Raw genomic sequence first — 15840 nt, forward strand, 5'->3', positions numbered from 1 at the left:
ACCCCTTTCATTACTAATTCATAGCCTCTATACTAGACTTATAAGATGATCATCTATTAAACAAGAATATAAAAATGCAAAAATATCTAGAGGGGGATCCTCATGGTACTGGATAAAAGACGTGCACACTTATTATCCATCATTCAACATTCACCCGACCCGGTCCCGACGAAGGATCTGGTTGCCAGGATGAACCTGTCCCAACGGACCATTTATTACGACCTTGATCAGATCAACAGCTGGCTGAGGACGGAAGGCTTGGAACCGATTGAGAGCCAGCATGGGAAGGGATTGTTTTTACCCCCTGACTCGAAATCCAAGCTGATGGTTTCGAAGGATCAGAGTTTTGAAGACTGGCAGTATCAGTTATCGAAAGAAGAGCGAGAAGTTCTGATTAAAGCCTCTATCCTATTGGAAGAACAGGATGCGTCCATGCAGCGGTTCATGAATCTGACCAGCATGAGCCGGGGAACGATCGCGAAGGTGATTAAAGACATCAAGAAGGAATTTCGTCAAGCGGGTCTGGACCTTTATTACAAGAAAGGTTCAGGCTACCGGTTAAGGGGGCCCGAGGAAGCAAAGCGAACGATGCTTTCCACGATCCTTGCGACCATCTTCTCCCATCAGGATTGGCAAAATGTCCGGAATGAAGTTCACAGGATGATTCAGCCGGAAGCCAACACCTGGTCACAGGAAACGGAGCAAAGACGCATGGTGAGGGAGATCCTGTATGAGGCTGAAAAGGAATTGGGATTGACGCTGACCGATGAAATGGTCGAGATCCTTTCGCTGCAGATCCTGATGATCATGAAGCGGATTGAACTGCATAAATACATTTCAGTCCCGGAAGCGGAGAAAGAAGTATTAAAGCAAACAAAAGCCTACAGGGCTGCGCTTCATATCACCAATAAGCTTGACGTCACGTTTCCTGATGATGAAATTTGCTTCATCACAATGAACCTGCTTGGATCCAAAGTCCAGCAGGATAATTTCAACCGTTACACAGAGCAGGAATTGTCAGGGCTGAAGGAAGTCGTTCAACGAATGATTCATGATTTCCAGCTTTACTCCTGTGTTGTATTCGATGACAAAAATGGACTGGAAGAAAACTTGATCTCCCATATTAAACCGACCTTTTACCGGCTCAAGTACGGACTCTCCATCGCGAATGATCTGTCCGACAGCATTCAAACGACGTACCCGGATATCTTTCACCTGACAAAGCGCGTTATGAAGCACCTGGAACTGTATGTGGGAAAAACGGTACCGGATGAAGAGGCAGCCTATATCACCCTCCACTTCGGAGGATGGTTGACGAAAGAGAAGAAGAAGGTCGAGACGAAGTTCAAGGCCCTTATCGTCTGTGAAAACGGGATCGGGACATCCAATATGCTCCGGACCCAGCTCGAGAATCTGATTGCCGGGCTGAATGTCATCACGACCCTCTCCATGAGGGAATATCGAACGAACGAGTACGAAGCGGATATTATTTTTTCCACCAATTATATAAAGGAAAAAGACATTCCTGTCATCCACGTTCCTGCCATCCTGACGAATCTTGAAAAGGAACGGGTCATGCAAAGGATGAACGAGCTTTTCGACTCGAAACCGACCGAAAAGAACCGGACCGACCTTCTGATGGATGTGATCAAGCGTCACGCAACGATACATGAAGAGGATGCACTGAAGAGAGAACTGGTCCAGCTTTTAGAACAAACTACTCCCACGATAAAGGAGATCAGAAAGCCTATGCTTAATGAATTATTGACAGAACAGACGATACAGCTGAAAGAACGTGTCTCGAGTTGGGAAGAAGCCATCAGGGTCGCAAGCCAGCCCCTCGTCGACCAGCAATCGATCCGACCGGACTATGTGGAGGCGATGATCAGGAACGTGAAGGAATTGGGTCCTTACATCGTCATCGCACCGAATATCGCCATCCCCCACGCACGTCCTGAAACAGGAGTCGAGCAGCTGGGGATGAGCTTCCTGCGCCTGGAGGAACCGGTTTATTTTTCCGAAAAAGAAAAGCATCGCGCCCAGCTCATCATCGTGCTCGCGGCAATCGATAATCAAACGCACTTGAAAGCACTGGCACAGCTTACGGAATTATTATCAAATGAAGGCAACGTAGAAAAGTTGATCGAAGCGCGTGATCAAGAAACCGTCATTGAATTAATCAATCAAACAGTAGAAGTATAAATTTGAGGAGGAAATGAAAATGAAAAAAGTATTAGTCGTATGTGGAAACGGATTAGGAAGCAGCATGATCGTAGAAATGAACGTAAAAGCAGCACTGAAGGATATGGGAAAAGAAGCAGAAGTTTCCCACACGGATTTGACAACAGCCAAGACTGAACAGGCAGATCTATTCCTGGGCTCTGAAGATATCGTAGAAAGCCTTGAAGACGGCCGCAAAAACGTAGTGAAATTGAAGAACCTGATGGATAAGAACGAATTGCGTACTGCGTTGGAACAAAATATTTAGACCACTTTGAACTAGAAAGGAGCGATACACATGATTGATATCATTATGAAGGATATACTCGGTACACCTGCGATCCTTGTCGGTCTATTCGCCTTAATCGGGCTCCTGATTCAACGGAAGAATACAGGGGATGTCGTGTCCGGAACCCTTAAAACGGTCATGGGCTTCGTCATCCTCGGGGCGGGTGCGAATGTACTCGTCCAGTCCCTCGGGCAGTTCAGCAGCATGTTCAATCATGCCTTCGAAGTCGACGGGGTCATCCCGAATAACGAAGCGATCGTGGCTCTTGCACAGGAAAGCTTCGGGACGGAAACCGCGATGATCATGCTGTTCGGTATGGTGGTCAATATTCTGATTGCACGATTCAGTCCTTTTAAATACATCTTTTTAACCGGACATCATACCATGTTCATGGCCTGCATGATCGCCGTCATCCTGACAACCGGAGGATTCACGGGAGTACCGTTGATCGTTCTCGGTTCCATCATCCTTGGGGCACTGATGGTCCTGTCACCTGCCATGCTTCAGCCATTCACACGGAAAGTCACGGGTTCCGATGACTTTGCCGTCGGTCACTTCGGCTCAATCGGGTATTTGGTTTCAGCCATGGTCGGGAAAGCCGTTGGAAAAGGAAGCAAATCAACAGAGGAAATCAAGGTGCCGAAGTCACTCGGTTTCCTGCGCGATACATCCGTTTCTGTTTCTCTGACGATGGTCATCCTGTTCTTCGTCGTAGCAGGCGCAGCAGGTCCAGCTTTCGTTGAAGGAGAATTAAGCGGCGGACAGAACTTCCTGGTCTTCGCCTTTATGCAAGGGATCACCTTCGCCGTTGGCGTGTACATCATTTTAGCCGGGGTGCGCATGCTCCTTGGTGAAATCGTACCTGCCTTCAAAGGAATTGCCGATAAGGTCGTCCCGAATGCCAAACCGGCCCTTGATTGCCCGGCGATCTTCCCATTCGCAGGGAACGCCGTCATCATCGGATTTCTATTCAGCTTCATCGCCGGACTTGTGAGCATGCTTTTCCTTCCACTACTAGGATTGAAAGTCATCGTTCCAGGCCTTGTCCCCCACTTCTTTACAGGGGCAGCTGCCGGAGTATTCGGTAATGCCACAGGCGGACGCCGCGGTGCCGTCATCGGCTCCATGGCGAACGGGGTCATGATCAGCTTCCTGCCGGCCCTCCTATTACCGGTGTTAAGCTCACTCGGATTCCAGGGAACCACGTTCGGAGATGCAGACTTCGGATTGGTCGGCATCGTACTTGGTAACCTTGTCAGTCTGATCGAATCGAATATGATGGTATTCGTATCCATCATTGTTCTTCTCGCCGTCCTGTTCTTTATCAGCTTTAAGTCGAAAGGGACTGGGGAGAAGGAAGAAACGGAAGTAGCGTAAGATGAAAGTAGCCACCCTCTATGTTTGTCAGGGTGGCTACTTTTTTGTTCAATCTTCCATTACGATGCACACTAAATGATGCACTTAATACATATCCTTCTGAGTAAAATTCCAAAACGCAACGGCAAGACAAGCGACCGTCCATACTGCAAGTACTGTTAATGAAAACGGCAGTGACATCCCTTCGATTGGAGGAGCTTGACCTTCTAAGTAATTGATCAGATCAAAATTCAAGTTTACCAAATACTTTGAGCTCGTCCAGCTAGAACCGATGGAAGATAAGAGCGTGCCTGCAATCAACACAGCCATCATGGCCCCGATACCGGTTGCTGTATTTTTCACAAGCACTGAAATCATCAGGCTTATCGTTGCAACAGTCGCTGTAACGACCCATGCAAGACCCGCTGACATCAGCAAGTATTCCCACATCGGGAGGGTATGGATATAGGTCGTCGAAAATTCACCTGATGGAGAAGCTTGAAAGCCCGTCAGAATTGGTGCCGTCCAGCCATCATATCCAAGGACAATGCCTGAAATTCCATAGCAGACAATCACCGTAGCCGCTATCAGCATCGATGTATACAGCAAAACCGTCAGCCATTTGGCCATCAGGATCTTCCAACGTTTTATCGGTCGGGATAATAATGTCTTGATGGTCCCATCATTGTATTCCCCACTCACAACATCAGCCATCATGATAATGATGAGTAAAGGCAGGACCAGTGTGAGTCCCTGCGAGAAAAAAATGCGAATGAATGTAGGTGCTCCAGGATAGTTCGGATTGATATTATTGTCCAGGTAGTATTGCTTTTGCTTCAAATCCAGTTCGAGGAATTGCCTGGCCTCATCCTGGATCCCACTGGATGCCAGCCGGTTTTGCCGGTCGACGATCTCCTGCTGCAGCTCCACCCGCCAGTCCAGCGTACCCTGCTTTTCTATCTTGTCTTGTATCTCCCGGTATTGTGCATATGTAAACATGGAGACGAGAATGATTAAGATCGCGATGACAACGGCGAAGCGTTTTTTAGAAGCAATTTTCATGACTTCATTATGAATCAGACCCATCATATTCGGATTAGACAATATGATCGCCCCCTGTCAAACCAATAAATAAGTCCTCCAATGTCTGAACCTTCCTTTCGATGGTCCATACCTCAATTCCCGCCTGTAGTAACGATTCATTCAGGATCGACGTTTTGCTTTCATCCATCAGCGTATGGATCGTATGATCATCGTACAGTTCTGCAGATTGGACATAGGGAGATGCTTTAAGGATTTCAAGTGCACGAAAAGTATCATTGACTCTCCAGTCCACACCTGATGACAATTCATCCACTAAATCCCTTACCTTTCCTACCTTCACGATTCTCCCACGGCTCATGATCGCCACTCGATCGGCAAGCATTTCGATTTCACTTAATATATGACTGGATACAAGAACGGAAAGACCCGTTTCATCGACCAGTTTCCTGATAAATGTACGAAGATCCTTTATTCCCATTGGATCCAATCCATTGGTAGGTTCATCCAATATAAGCACTTCCGGTCGGCCCAACAATGCCTGGGCAATTCCGAGCCTCTGACGCATTCCCAGTGAATAGGTCTGTACCTGGTCATCGATCCGTGCAGTCAGATCAACCAGATCAATGACCTCCTGTATTCGTTCACTGTCCACCCCAGGTAGCATCCGTGCAAACAGTTGAAGATTTTCCCGACCGGTCAAATACTTATATAACTCTGGATTTTCTACGATGGAACCAAGGCGTTGCATTGCTTGTACAAATTGCTTTCTCACATCAAAATCACAGACTTTTATGACTCCTGATGTCGGCTTGATCAGACCGACGAGCATCCGGATCGTAGTCGTTTTCCCGGCACCATTGGGACCAAGGAATCCAAATACTTCTCCTGGATAGATGTCAAATGATATATTATCAATAATCGTCTTTTTCCCTATTACTTTCGTTACATTTTTCAATTGAACGGTTGGCTTGATGCTCATATCATCACCCTACATCTATTCTAGCGAACTTTTTTCTCAATTGCTCTTTTCAATACTCAGCATGAGTAAAAGTTGGTACAATCATAATAGAAGGAGAGATTAAGAGATGAAAAAATGGATGTGGCAACTATTTATCACCCTTTCCCTTGGGCTGACCGTTCTATTTGGATATGGATTTATAAGAGCCTATTCGGATATCGCCAACCCTCCCCAAGAGAAGATCACAGCAGAATCGGAAGAAGCCCCCGCTACTCCTGGAGAAACGTATATTGCCCTTGGCGACTCATTGACAAGAGGGGTAGGATCCTCAAAAGGAGAAGGTTTTGTCCCCCTGGTTGGAGATTCACTTAAAGAAACCAATACGGTGGAGCGGTACCAGAACTTAGGGATTCGGGGTGCCAGGATAGAAGATTTACTGGCCCAGTTAGAACAAAAAGATGTCAAAAGATCTCTTAAGGACGCCAAAATCATTTCCATCACGATCGGGGGAAATAACCTCTTTAATTCTGGTGAGATTTTAAACAATTATTCAGAAGCTGCCGCCCTTGCTATTCTGAAAACCGAAATTCCGAACTTGGAAAAAACATTTGAAACCATTCGGGACATAAACAAGGATGCCGTCATCCTCTATATGGGGCTATATAATCCCTTTAAGGAATTACAGGAAGGGGATTCCTTTGACTCGGTCATTCAAAAATGGAATGAATCTGCCCGCACATTAGGCTTGAAATACGACGTTCAAGTGGTGGACACCTTCAATTTGGTAACCGATGCCAAACGCGATCTTTCAAGTGACAACTTCCATCCAAATGACGCTACTTATCAGGAAATAGCTGATAGCCTGTCACTTGTGATTGAAAAAAACATTATACAGTAATCACCAAAAAGCCATGGGGACAGGTACCGTGGCTCTTTCCTTCCCCTAGGCTCTTCATCAAATCTGATGTACAATCTCCAACAGCCGCTTTGGATCTTCGGCAGAAACCCCTTCTGACAATCTGGCCGCAGCAATGATGGGCGCCCATTGAAATACTTCTTCATTAGACAGACCACTTTTCTCACAGTAAAGCCGCATATACATATCCGCCAGCTCCTTTGATACCTGGGAATACAGAAGATAGGTACGATACACGTCCGCCCGCCTATCCCCTGCACTGGAATCAACCCAGTCGATGATGGAGACTTTTTCCTCTGACAAAATTAAATTATATAAATGGAAGTCACCGTGACAGAGCTTTTCTTCAAAGGTCATGGAATCTAGTTTTTTCAGTAAGATGGACTTCATGTAATGATTCAATTCGGGTGCTGATTCTATTTGGCGATGCAGCTTTTCAGACATCGGTTCAATGGAATGGGCCTTGATCTGATGAATGCCCATTTGGATATCTACAGACATGCCCATATAGTATTCCGTTCTTTCCCTATTGTCAGCCAGGATATCCCCTATCGGCCTCCCTTTCATGTGCTCCATGATAATGACCTGCTTCCCATCTATGTTTGTGACATCATAGATTTCCGGAACGGTCAGCCCGCAAGAGCGGGCATACTGCTGTTTCTTTGCTTCTTTCATGGATTCACCTGCTGGTAAGGAGTCGTTAAAGACTTTGTATATTTTATTTTCATAGAGATAGACGATGGCTGTGTTGCCGGTTGCGGTTGGGGTGCCCAAGTTCATTGTTTCTCCTCCTAATGTGCATGTATTGTATTTCTATTAAAGAAAAGAAAAGAACTTCTTTTCCCAAGAAGTTCTTGACGTTAAGCATATGGCCTCTAAGGCTTATTCCAAAAAAACGTCGTCACCACAAACGGAAGAAGCAGACCGATCACTAATATAAGACCATTTCCAAACAGGCCAATCTTCCTGAGGACTGTTTTTTCTCCGAGCAATCCTGTCACAGTACCTACGATTGCCGTGATGACCCCAGGAAGTAAGAATGTATCTCTCCCTAACAGAGCTAAAAAATAGAATACTACACCGATAAGAAAAATAATGAATGACCCGTACTGAGTACTTTTTTCAATTGTAACCCTCCTCTTCCCTATTTTCATATGTCAGGTTAGAAAGTACCATTCGGCCTTCAGCTAACGCCTCTTTTTCTTCATCCATACAAAATATAAGCCTATCAAAAGACATCCGTACAATATGATCCAGCCATACTGCCAATAAAAACGAAGTGGAATGAACGCAACCCCATCGCTGATACTCATCATGGATAGTGATAACTCAACAGGTGGCAACAGCCAGACCAGCAAACCCGTTTCTGGAAATGCGGAGGCTGCCAGTGAAAGAATGAGAATGCTGAGAACTCCCCACCATGTATTCAGCGAATGACGTACAAGCTCCCTTGTGAAAATGGCCGATACCCCTATAGAAAGAATCGCTAAGCTAAAGTGGGACAGAAAGCCCAGGATAAAGTGAGATGGATAAACTTCACTTCCAAAGACTTGCCATACGATGGGATAGAGCACAGAAACGAGACTTAACAAGAATGCCAGGATCACACAAACGGTATATAAACCCAGATGGTATCTCCATGGCCTTTCCGAATGTAGCAATGTAATCTCTTTCTGTCCCTTATCCTCACTGTGAAAAACCGTCACCGTAAACCATCCCATCATAAAAAACAATGCCAATGATGTAAATGAGTATCTGTCATATATAGGATTAGGTGTATATGTATAATTCAGCATCAAAGTAAAGATAAAGAGGGTTAATGGAGGTATGTAAGTAAAAGACCTTAGATAATGGATGAGATGATAACGTACTAAAGCGTTCAATTTCCCGTCTCCTGTCCTAAAAGTAGTCTTTCAAATGATGAGCGGAGGAATGCACCTCCTTGATGGATGCCCCTCTTGTCAGGAGTTCAAGCAGCACATCATCGACATGAATGGTGTTCACCCTTGTTTCCACTCTCTTGATCCCATTCTCAAGCACACGCACTTTTTCAACCTCCAGGGGACCGGATACTCCTTCAAATGCTTCCTCCCCTATCTCAAAGATTAAGACGGCAGAGGGAACTCCCGTCGACTCATTCCGTTGAATGATCTTTTTATCCTTTATCACAAATACCTCATCCACCAGATATTCCAACAACCGTGTTTCATGACAGCTTAAGATGATACTGATTCCTTCCTTCTTTACGTTTGCAAGGATATCTTCCAATTCACTTTGCGCCACATAAGCAGCATCCTTTCCCCACGCAGCGAAGGACGTGTGAGGATGTGGACTGCGTCTCACCCCGTCTTGTTTCTGAACGTCTCGGGGATGAATCCCATGTAGGAGGTAGGTGTTAGGTCGGGATGAAAAGTCGGCATGTTTTCCCTGATGAGTTCCAGCTCTTCATCCGTATATCCACTTCCATATTCCGTCGGATCACAAAGATGCTCGGTTTGGGTGGGCATGACGATGTTCCCACCGGTACCGACTGCTTCTTCCAGTGCCAGGATGACTGAAACCGGCCCGCCTATGACTCTGCCGATGGATTTTAAGGGTGAGTGAACGATGAGGGTCATTCCCCTTCTAACACCCACCTTTTTTAAATCTTTTACAATATGATTTTTGGTGATGAGTTTTGCTTTTTCCATAATCTATTCACCCTCTATGTCTGTTTACCTGATTGGTTCCTATATAATAACTTCCGACCCCAAGCATCATACCCCCACCTGCGCCTAGTAACGTTCCCACACTTACGATGTAGGTAGATAAATAGATTCCCAGCATAAAGAGGAGTAACCCTGCAATGAATAGTAGCTTAACCGTTTTCATGTTTGGCTCCTCCGATCGCCCCTTGATAATTCCAATTATTTCAAATTAGCAGGGGATTCACAATCTTTTTTTATAATTTTTTCTGGAAGCATAGTGGTGGTTTAACAATCAAAACAAGCGTAAAAGGAGCTAGGTGCTCCCCTCAGACTTTTAAATTCTCTGTATCGATTCCAGCGTCCTGCAACTTCAGATCTGCCTCATTCTCAATGATGTCCTTGAATGTCTGCAATGCACCATCAAACTCGACATGCTTATCCATCATAAAGCTCATTTTATGTTCGATTTCAAGCCATGTTGAAATGTCTGCTTCATTATGCTGGATCTGGGCTTCCAATTTATCCAACGCATTGGCGACTTTGGCTTCGTATGTTTCTTTCTCTTCAAACTCATGCCACAGTTCATAAAACTCTTTTCCTAACCGATCGTCTAACATATCCCTAATTCTCTCAATGGACATCCTCTCATTGAGTGCCTTTTGTTCCCTCGCCGCTGCGTCATTCAACGTATCAAACGCCGGAATGTCCCCGACTTCCGCTTCGACAAGATCATGAATGATGATCATCTTTAATAATTTCTCCGAATCCACTTTTTGCGTTAAGTAAGGTTCCATCAGCATGGCCATCAGGGAGACTCTCCACGTATGTTCGGCCACGCTTTCCTGTCTGCCGTTCGAGAGCCAGCTGTGCCTCATTTCGGATTTCAGCTTTTCTCCCAGTTTGATGAGTGTCAAGATGTTTACAAGATCTGTCTTCATATAATATTCCCCTTCTTTATTCTCCGCTTCTGGCTTCTGATCTGACCCCGGTGATTGATTTCGTCCTCCAAGACGTGAAGCCAGAGGTAGTAATTGTTTCCCGGCGTCCTCTCCAAATTCCAATCCCTCCCCTTCAATCCAGGATTCATTTTACCAATTTATTCAAAATATAGTAGACTGATAATTTCATAGAAGGAGTGGTATAATGGAGATAGATACGAAAAAGACAGCCTCGGCTGTCTTTTTTTATATCTACAAGAGGGTGAATGCGAGTGGTATCCCATTTCATTTAATGATCTTAGCCAACCCTAAAGCGAGATGTTCCCAAAGTATTTTTTCGACGATTTCCCCTTTTGTTTCATCACATTCAACAATAAGAATAACCTCGGATTGCTTTCCTTTCAGTCGTTGCTCCCCCTTATTCGTCGTGTAGGCAAGGAACAATCGAATGATCAACCCAATCATAAAACCTCCAACAGCACCGATTAACCCCCAATAGATCGGCCCCCACTTCAGTTCAAATCCGATGCTTGCCGTGATGACGGCCAGGGCGGTGGCAAGTGGCATGGCAATATCGATCAGCGACATACCGTCTGACCGGTGCAGCGTATCAAACAGTTTTCTGTTTTCTTTACGATTATCAAGTGGGACTGCGTATATACTCTCCTTTTTGATTCCTATTTTCTCTAAATTCGAAATGGCGATTTCTAAGTAGATATGATTTTCAAAAGTGGAAAACACCTGCATATTCATATGAGTTTTTTTCCTTTCAACAAGCGAAATGTTTTTCCTTGATAATGCTCTATCAGAAACCGCCTCTGTTCTTTCTCGTAAAGCTTATTATTCTCGACGGTATTCATATACGCATCAACAATTGCAAAACCATATAAGGAAGGGAACATTAGAAGCCACTCAGGATTCAGCACATCTGTAGCCTTCTCTATTTCCCCTAAAAAGAGAAGGGAAACGCCTTCTAACATGTGGGAATAATAAAAGAAAATGATACTCCAGATAATCACAACAAATGCCGTCACGATCCGATGGACGTAAAGCTGCCCCAAACCGGGCATGAATAAGGACCAGAGAGCGGCTAGTAATGGGTTCCGCTTGTCTAAATAATTGATCTCCAATGCCCCGATGCTAAAGGAATTGATTTGGTGTTCTTCTCGTTCTGTTAAGATATACACGTTATTCAAGTCAACGGTCGTCCGATAACTATCCCAGATCGCAAAGATGTATACAGGTATGTAAATCAACAGCCACCGCGTATCCAAAACCTCTTTGGCCATGGGGATGTTTCCCTGAAAGGAGTAGATCATCGCCAGGTTTACATGAGCCTTCAAATTGATGACCACTTCCCAGGTCAGTAATAAATATCCCCTGATATATTTAGACAACAGCAAATGACCGAAACCCGGGAAAGACACCGACCACCACGCAATGATATAAGGGTTTCTTAGATGGATCTGGGTCGTTCCCAAAATGCTGACATGAGCTTTATACCTTCTTGCCGTATTATCGTTCGAATAATTATCCAATAAGAGTCCATCCTCATACGTTCAATATTGCTCTTATTTTTCCATACTTTAAAACATTTATGAAAAAAGTTTCTTGGTCAGGTCCCTTGGCTAGGATTCGCCGTAAGAATGGACGGCTTCCACTTCATGTAATTTCATCAAAAATTCTTTGGCCCGCTTCGGCACTTCCGAACTAAAATCAGCAAAGGCTCCTTTCCTTTTAATCCTTCGACACGAAACATTTTTCTCATTTATTTAACTGTCATGTATACCCCTCCCTAACACGTACATTTTACCATCATTTCCCTTTTGATATCATAAAAAAGCTTCCCACCTAAAAAGATGAGAAGCTCTCCTCCTATGCCTGTCCCTTCATTTTCACCCTCTGACCAACCAGATACCCACCAGCGAGTACAAAGAAAATCACGAGCAGCCAGGCAAACCCGTCGGTAAATCCCATCCGTTCGATCGCGTAGCCGAAGAGCGGGAAGCTGATCATGATCACAAAGCTCTCCATCAAGCCGATCAGGGAAAGGAAAGTCGACCGTATATTGCTCTTCAAAAAGCTTTGTACAAACGAGCTGAAGATCGGTTCGAACAAACTTAACAGCTGAGCGAGGATCAGGAACGACAGCAGGATCGCCCAGTCCGTCGAAAAGATGAACAACACGAAAAACACAAGGAAAAGTCCTAATCCGTAATACAGGATGTTGAAGAACTTGAATCGTTCTTCCACCTTGTACGCAATCTTTGCCATGACAACACCGAGGAGGCCTTCAATCGTGAAGACAGCTCCTACGACGATGGATGAATAACCGAGTTCCACGAAATATTCCTGTCCGTAGAATACCATGATCACCATGACCGCACTTGCCAGAATAAAAAGAACAACCGGTGCGTGAATAGTCCTGTTGTTCCTCCACACATTTACCCCTAGCCGGAATTGATGGCCCCACTGGTTGTACCAGCGTCCGCTGATTTCTTCGGTCTTCTCCCGCTCTGGTTCTTTCATGAACAGAAGAGGAATGACCGCCAGGATGTGGGTGATAATCGTACATCCATAAACCCATTCCCAGCTCACTTCTGCCATAAAGCCGCCAAGGAATTTCGCGAGGCTCAGGGATAGCAGGGAAATCGCCGTCATGCTTCCAATGACCCGCGTATAATCCTTTTCCCGATTCTCATTTTTCAACGTGTCATAAGCAAATGCCTGCTCGGCCCCCGAATGAAGGGTGACCATGAGCCCCATGGACAGGAACGCCAACGTGAATAGTGAGAACGAGCCGCTCATCAGCATGAACAATCCGTAAAGCAGACTGAACACATTCCCGATCACAAGGCTTACCTTCCTCCCGTATAAATCAGCAATCATCCCTGTCGGTACTTCGAATAACACGATGGCCAAATGGAGCAGGGCCTCAAGGATCCCGACTTCACCTAAGGTCATCCCCTTGTCGCCAAGATAGATGACCCATAACGCCCGGTCGAAAAACAGTTGGGAAAAAAATAAATAAACATAGAGCAGATATATGTTGTTTTTAATTTTCATCATTTCACTTCGTCCTCTCATAACAAAAAAATAAACAGGCTCGGACGGGTTGGGTTTCAGCTGCTGAAAATCCTTTGAAATTCAGCAGCTGAATAAACACACGTTTCCCATCGAGCCGCCGGAATTGCGCAAAAAAAGCCATAGGGAATCATTCCCCATGGCTGTCGCTATTTTAGGAAATCATACACTCGTTCATCACTATGAAAATTCAGCTAAAAAAGGACAGACGTGTCCCGAGGACGGCTGAAATTCCAATAATAGACATCATTAATAGTTGGTATTTTTTGATGTCTACAGTGAACGTATGCATGATATTCCCTCCTTTATACTATAAGATTCTATTTCATTATAGCTTTCTTCCTTTTTTTGGACAAGAGAAGATTTTTCATATCACCTGGCAGTACCGTTCATACTAATGGCTTAAGGAGGTGATCGGTTAATGAAAAAGCCTAATCAAACGAATATGAAGACCACGGCATCAGGTACGGACCCACAGCAGGTGAAAAAACAAATTCAAAAAGATGTAGCGGCAGGACAGGGTGCGATAACTTCCCGGGAAGCAGGAGCCATGCGGGATTAATGAAGCAGAGGGGCGATCTCATCGTCCCCTTTTTTCTTCCAAAAAGGAAATGATTTAAGGTAGAATGTCCGAATCAGATGTCTTATAATAAGGGGAAGGAGGTGAGAGAAATGGAAAAGCAGATACTTGAAATTCTGTTGGATTTACACGGTGAGATGAAAGAAGTACGCACTGACATGAAGGAATTTCGAAGTGAGCTGAAGACGACTCAAGCTGATGTTCGCAGCATCCGTACTGATTTAAAACAGACTCAAGCGGACGTGAGCAGTATCCGTTCTGATCTGAAACAAACTCAAGCTGACGTCCGCAACATTCGTTCTGACTTGAAAGAAACTCAAGCTGACGTCCGCAACATTCGTTCCGACTTGAAAGAAACTCAAGCTGATGTCCGCAACATGAGTTCCGATTTGAAAGAAACTCAAGATGACGTCCGCAACATTCGTTTCGACTTGAAAGAAACTCAAGCTGATGTCCGCAACATGAGTTCCGATTTGAAAGAAACTCAAGCTGATGTGAAGGAAATCAAGGAAACCGTCAACCGGATTGAAGCCTCACAAACCGAAGATGTCATTGCGATGCTAAAAGTGACGCGGCAAAGCATAGAGTCTGAATTTCACTATACGAATACAAGAATGACTGACTTGGATAAGCGGGTCTTCAATCTTGAAAACCGGGTAGAGAGGTAGTGCATATTAGCACTTGTCTACTACTCAGTCCCACCAAAATCCCTCCGTTCCCCTCACTATTGTATGCCACTTAATGCTGTTTTCTTTTCCACTTATACGGCTTTTCAGCCCAATGAAATAACCATACCAATAAGAACATAGAGACACATATTGCACAATCTTCTATCCATCTGACTTCTCCGTTCTTGATCCATTGATAGAGGATGGCTATTACGAAATAGATCAGGGGAAGTTGGATGCTTTTTTTTATCATGGTCATGCACACCTTTTTTGATTTATATATAGAGTAAAGGAAAGATGTCCTTCTTCATGCTATAATCTACCCTCTTTCATCCATTTCACAATACTATAACTACCGAGAATGGTTATAACGAATAGAAAAATCATCGCCAACACCCATATGTCCAGCCGGTTAATGGCTTCTAATCCCTCTACATTTTACGCTATAAAAATGGTTCCTCCTGCAAACATCAGCTAACAAAACACATTCGGAACGATCCATGCCAGCCTTTGTTTTGTAATTTTCAAGCTGTTCACTCCTTCACGTCAGGTTTCCTTCTGTTAAAGATCAGCCAAATGAAAAATACTAAGCATACGCTCAGTAGGACTTTCCCTTTCCAGTTCCAAACGAGGACCTGCTGAATCGAATAGGCTTCAATGACCAGAGCCGGCATTTTCCCAATCGTGCTCGCTATGGAATAGTTGATGATCCCGACTTTACTGATGGCAGCAGCCAATGTCACCAGACCGGATGGAATAAAAGGAAAGATCCTGAAGGCAATGATCAGGCAAAAAGCTTCTACTGCCTGGGAGTTCTGTAATCGTGTCAGCAACCCGTTGTTTATCTCCTTATGATGAAATAACTTCTTGATGCCCTTGCGATATAAATAAAAACTGACGATTGCCCCCAGCGCTTCTCCTGCGATTGAAACAGCCAATCCTTTTTCAAATCCGAAAAAAGTGATATTCACAGCCGTAATCACGACGCTCGGCAGGACACCTAGAACACTGATGATGATGTTTAGGAGAATACTTAATGCGATGGCAAAGATGCCTAATGTGTTGAACCATTCTAAGAGGTGTGTTTCCATTGTGCTACG

18 protein-coding genes and 1 pseudogene are annotated in these 15840 nt (G+C 44.6%); 6 read left to right on the forward strand and 13 right to left on the reverse strand.

Features of this window, described 5'->3' with window-relative positions; translation table 11 throughout:
* Window positions 1-102: 102 nt before the first annotated feature.
* From JI667_RS12560 to JI667_RS12570, 3 genes are read left to right on the forward strand one after another with little or no spacing between them, the layout of a single operon-like run.
* Window positions 103-2202 carry a BglG family transcription antiterminator gene (locus JI667_RS12560; protein ID WP_206854270.1) on the forward strand — a complete coding sequence of 700 codons (2100 nt, stop codon included), beginning with the start codon at window positions 103-105 and terminating at the stop codon, window positions 2200-2202.
* A gap of 19 nt (window positions 2203-2221) precedes the next feature.
* Complete coding sequence (locus tag JI667_RS12565) at window positions 2222-2488, forward strand: PTS sugar transporter subunit IIB (RefSeq protein ID WP_098353994.1); 267 nt, start codon at window positions 2222-2224, stop codon at window positions 2486-2488.
* Window positions 2489-2518: 30 nt separating this feature from the next.
* Window positions 2519-3886 (forward strand): PTS ascorbate transporter subunit IIC, encoded by a 1368-nt coding sequence (locus tag JI667_RS12570; RefSeq protein ID WP_206854273.1) that lies wholly within the window; start codon window positions 2519-2521, stop codon window positions 3884-3886.
* Between the two features lie 84 nt (window positions 3887-3970).
* Here the strand turns inward: JI667_RS12570 and JI667_RS12575 are convergent, their stop codons facing one another.
* Together JI667_RS12575 and JI667_RS12580 are read right to left on the reverse strand one after the other, a co-directional pair.
* The gene (locus tag JI667_RS12575) at window positions 3971-4969 is read right to left on the reverse strand and encodes an ABC transporter permease (RefSeq protein ID WP_244668308.1); all 999 of its coding nucleotides are present in this window, start codon (window positions 4967-4969) and stop codon (window positions 3971-3973) included.
* A complete protein-coding gene (locus JI667_RS12580) occupies window positions 4962-5888 on the reverse strand; it encodes an ABC transporter ATP-binding protein (RefSeq protein ID WP_206854275.1) in 927 nt (308 codons plus the stop codon). Before JI667_RS12580 ends, JI667_RS12575 begins: the two co-directional genes overlap by 8 nt.
* A 106-nt stretch (window positions 5889-5994) precedes the next feature.
* Here JI667_RS12580 and JI667_RS12585 point away from each other — a divergent pair, with 106 nt between their 5' ends.
* Entirely contained in the window at window positions 5995-6765 is a 771-nt protein-coding gene (locus tag JI667_RS12585; RefSeq protein ID WP_206854278.1) for an SGNH/GDSL hydrolase family protein, read from the forward strand.
* Window positions 6766-6822: 57 nt separating this feature from the next.
* Here the strand turns inward: JI667_RS12585 and JI667_RS12590 are convergent, their stop codons facing one another.
* The 9 genes and pseudogenes from JI667_RS12590 to JI667_RS12630 all read right to left on the reverse strand — a co-directional run bounded on the left by JI667_RS12590 (window position 6823) and on the right by JI667_RS12630 (window position 13477).
* A complete protein-coding gene (locus tag JI667_RS12590) occupies window positions 6823-7563 on the reverse strand; it encodes a phosphotransferase family protein (protein WP_206854281.1) in 741 nt (246 codons plus the stop codon).
* 407 nt (window positions 7564-7970) lie between these two features.
* Window positions 7971-8666, reverse strand: coding sequence for an ABC transporter permease (locus JI667_RS12595; protein WP_206854285.1), 696 nt, complete (start codon window positions 8664-8666; stop codon window positions 7971-7973).
* 16 nt (window positions 8667-8682) lie between these two features.
* A complete protein-coding gene (locus JI667_RS12600) occupies window positions 8683-9066 on the reverse strand; it encodes a hypothetical protein (RefSeq protein WP_244668309.1) in 384 nt (127 codons plus the stop codon).
* 45 nt (window positions 9067-9111) lie between these two features.
* Window positions 9112-9473, reverse strand: a pseudogene (locus JI667_RS12605) (AAC(3) family N-acetyltransferase); the annotation flags it as partial.
* A gap of 7 nt (window positions 9474-9480) precedes the next feature.
* Window positions 9481-9654 (reverse strand): hypothetical protein, encoded by a 174-nt coding sequence (locus JI667_RS12610; RefSeq protein ID WP_206854306.1) that lies wholly within the window; start codon window positions 9652-9654, stop codon window positions 9481-9483.
* Window positions 9655-9796: 142 nt separating this feature from the next.
* Window positions 9797-10408, reverse strand: coding sequence for an HD domain-containing protein (locus JI667_RS12615; RefSeq protein WP_206854531.1), 612 nt, complete (start codon window positions 10406-10408; stop codon window positions 9797-9799).
* Window positions 10409-10693: 285 nt separating this feature from the next.
* Entirely contained in the window at window positions 10694-11155 is a 462-nt protein-coding gene (locus JI667_RS12620; protein WP_206854533.1) for a hypothetical protein, read from the reverse strand.
* A 2-nt stretch (window positions 11156-11157) separates the two neighbouring features.
* On the reverse strand, window positions 11158-11946 hold the full coding sequence (locus JI667_RS12625; RefSeq protein WP_206854309.1) for a hypothetical protein: 789 nt from the start codon (window positions 11944-11946) through the stop codon (window positions 11158-11160).
* A 337-nt stretch (window positions 11947-12283) separates the two neighbouring features.
* On the reverse strand, window positions 12284-13477 hold the full coding sequence (locus JI667_RS12630; protein ID WP_206854312.1) for an MFS transporter: 1194 nt from the start codon (window positions 13475-13477) through the stop codon (window positions 12284-12286).
* 436 nt (window positions 13478-13913) lie between these two features.
* Here JI667_RS12630 and JI667_RS12635 point away from each other — a divergent pair, with 436 nt between their 5' ends.
* Together JI667_RS12635 and JI667_RS12640 are read left to right on the forward strand one after the other, a co-directional pair.
* A complete protein-coding gene (locus JI667_RS12635; protein WP_206854315.1) occupies window positions 13914-14054 on the forward strand; it encodes a hypothetical protein in 141 nt (46 codons plus the stop codon).
* A 110-nt stretch (window positions 14055-14164) separates the two neighbouring features.
* On the forward strand, window positions 14165-14740 hold the full coding sequence (locus JI667_RS12640) for a hypothetical protein (RefSeq protein WP_206854317.1): 576 nt from the start codon (window positions 14165-14167) through the stop codon (window positions 14738-14740).
* 70 nt (window positions 14741-14810) lie between these two features.
* Here the strand turns inward: JI667_RS12640 and JI667_RS12645 are convergent, their stop codons facing one another.
* Together JI667_RS12645 and JI667_RS12650 are read right to left on the reverse strand one after the other, a co-directional pair.
* Entirely contained in the window at window positions 14811-14993 is a 183-nt protein-coding gene (locus JI667_RS12645; protein WP_206854320.1) for a hypothetical protein, read from the reverse strand.
* 280 nt (window positions 14994-15273) lie between these two features.
* Window positions 15274-15831, reverse strand: coding sequence for a TVP38/TMEM64 family protein (locus JI667_RS12650; RefSeq protein ID WP_206854323.1), 558 nt, complete (start codon window positions 15829-15831; stop codon window positions 15274-15276).
* Between the last annotated feature and the right edge of the window lie 9 nt (window positions 15832-15840).

Origin of the sequence: Bacillus sp. NTK074B, from assembly GCF_017303375.1 — a bacterium.
GTDB lineage: Bacteria > Bacillota > Bacilli > Bacillales > Bacillaceae_B > Rossellomorea.

Excerpts from the sequence above, each read along its gene's own strand:
- JI667_RS12560 (WP_206854270.1), top strand. The coding sequence starts at position 103 with ATGGTACTGGATAAAAGACGTGCACACTTATTATCCATCATTCAACAT.
- JI667_RS12565 (WP_098353994.1), top strand. The coding sequence starts at position 2,222 with ATGAAAAAAGTATTAGTCGTATGTGGAAACGGATTAGGAAGCAGCATG.
- JI667_RS12570 (WP_206854273.1), top strand. The coding sequence starts at position 2,519 with ATGATTGATATCATTATGAAGGATATACTCGGTACACCTGCGATCCTT.
- JI667_RS12580 (WP_206854275.1), bottom strand. The coding sequence starts at position 5,888 with ATGAGCATCAAGCCAACCGTTCAATTGAAAAATGTAACGAAAGTAATA.
- JI667_RS12585 (WP_206854278.1), top strand. The coding sequence starts at position 5,995 with ATGAAAAAATGGATGTGGCAACTATTTATCACCCTTTCCCTTGGGCTG.
- JI667_RS12590 (WP_206854281.1), bottom strand. The coding sequence starts at position 7,563 with ATGAACTTGGGCACCCCAACCGCAACCGGCAACACAGCCATCGTCTAT.
- JI667_RS12610 (WP_206854306.1), bottom strand. The coding sequence starts at position 9,654 with ATGAAAACGGTTAAGCTACTATTCATTGCAGGGTTACTCCTCTTTATG.
- JI667_RS12615 (WP_206854531.1), bottom strand. The coding sequence starts at position 10,408 with ATGAAGACAGATCTTGTAAACATCTTGACACTCATCAAACTGGGAGAA.
- JI667_RS12620 (WP_206854533.1), bottom strand. The coding sequence starts at position 11,155 with ATGCAGGTGTTTTCCACTTTTGAAAATCATATCTACTTAGAAATCGCC.
- JI667_RS12630 (WP_206854312.1), bottom strand. The coding sequence starts at position 13,477 with ATGATGAAAATTAAAAACAACATATATCTGCTCTATGTTTATTTATTT.
- JI667_RS12635 (WP_206854315.1), top strand. The coding sequence starts at position 13,914 with ATGAAAAAGCCTAATCAAACGAATATGAAGACCACGGCATCAGGTACG.
- JI667_RS12640 (WP_206854317.1), top strand. The coding sequence starts at position 14,165 with ATGGAAAAGCAGATACTTGAAATTCTGTTGGATTTACACGGTGAGATG.
- JI667_RS12645 (WP_206854320.1), bottom strand. The coding sequence starts at position 14,993 with ATGATAAAAAAAAGCATCCAACTTCCCCTGATCTATTTCGTAATAGCC.
- JI667_RS12650 (WP_206854323.1), bottom strand. The coding sequence starts at position 15,831 with ATGGAAACACACCTCTTAGAATGGTTCAACACATTAGGCATCTTTGCC.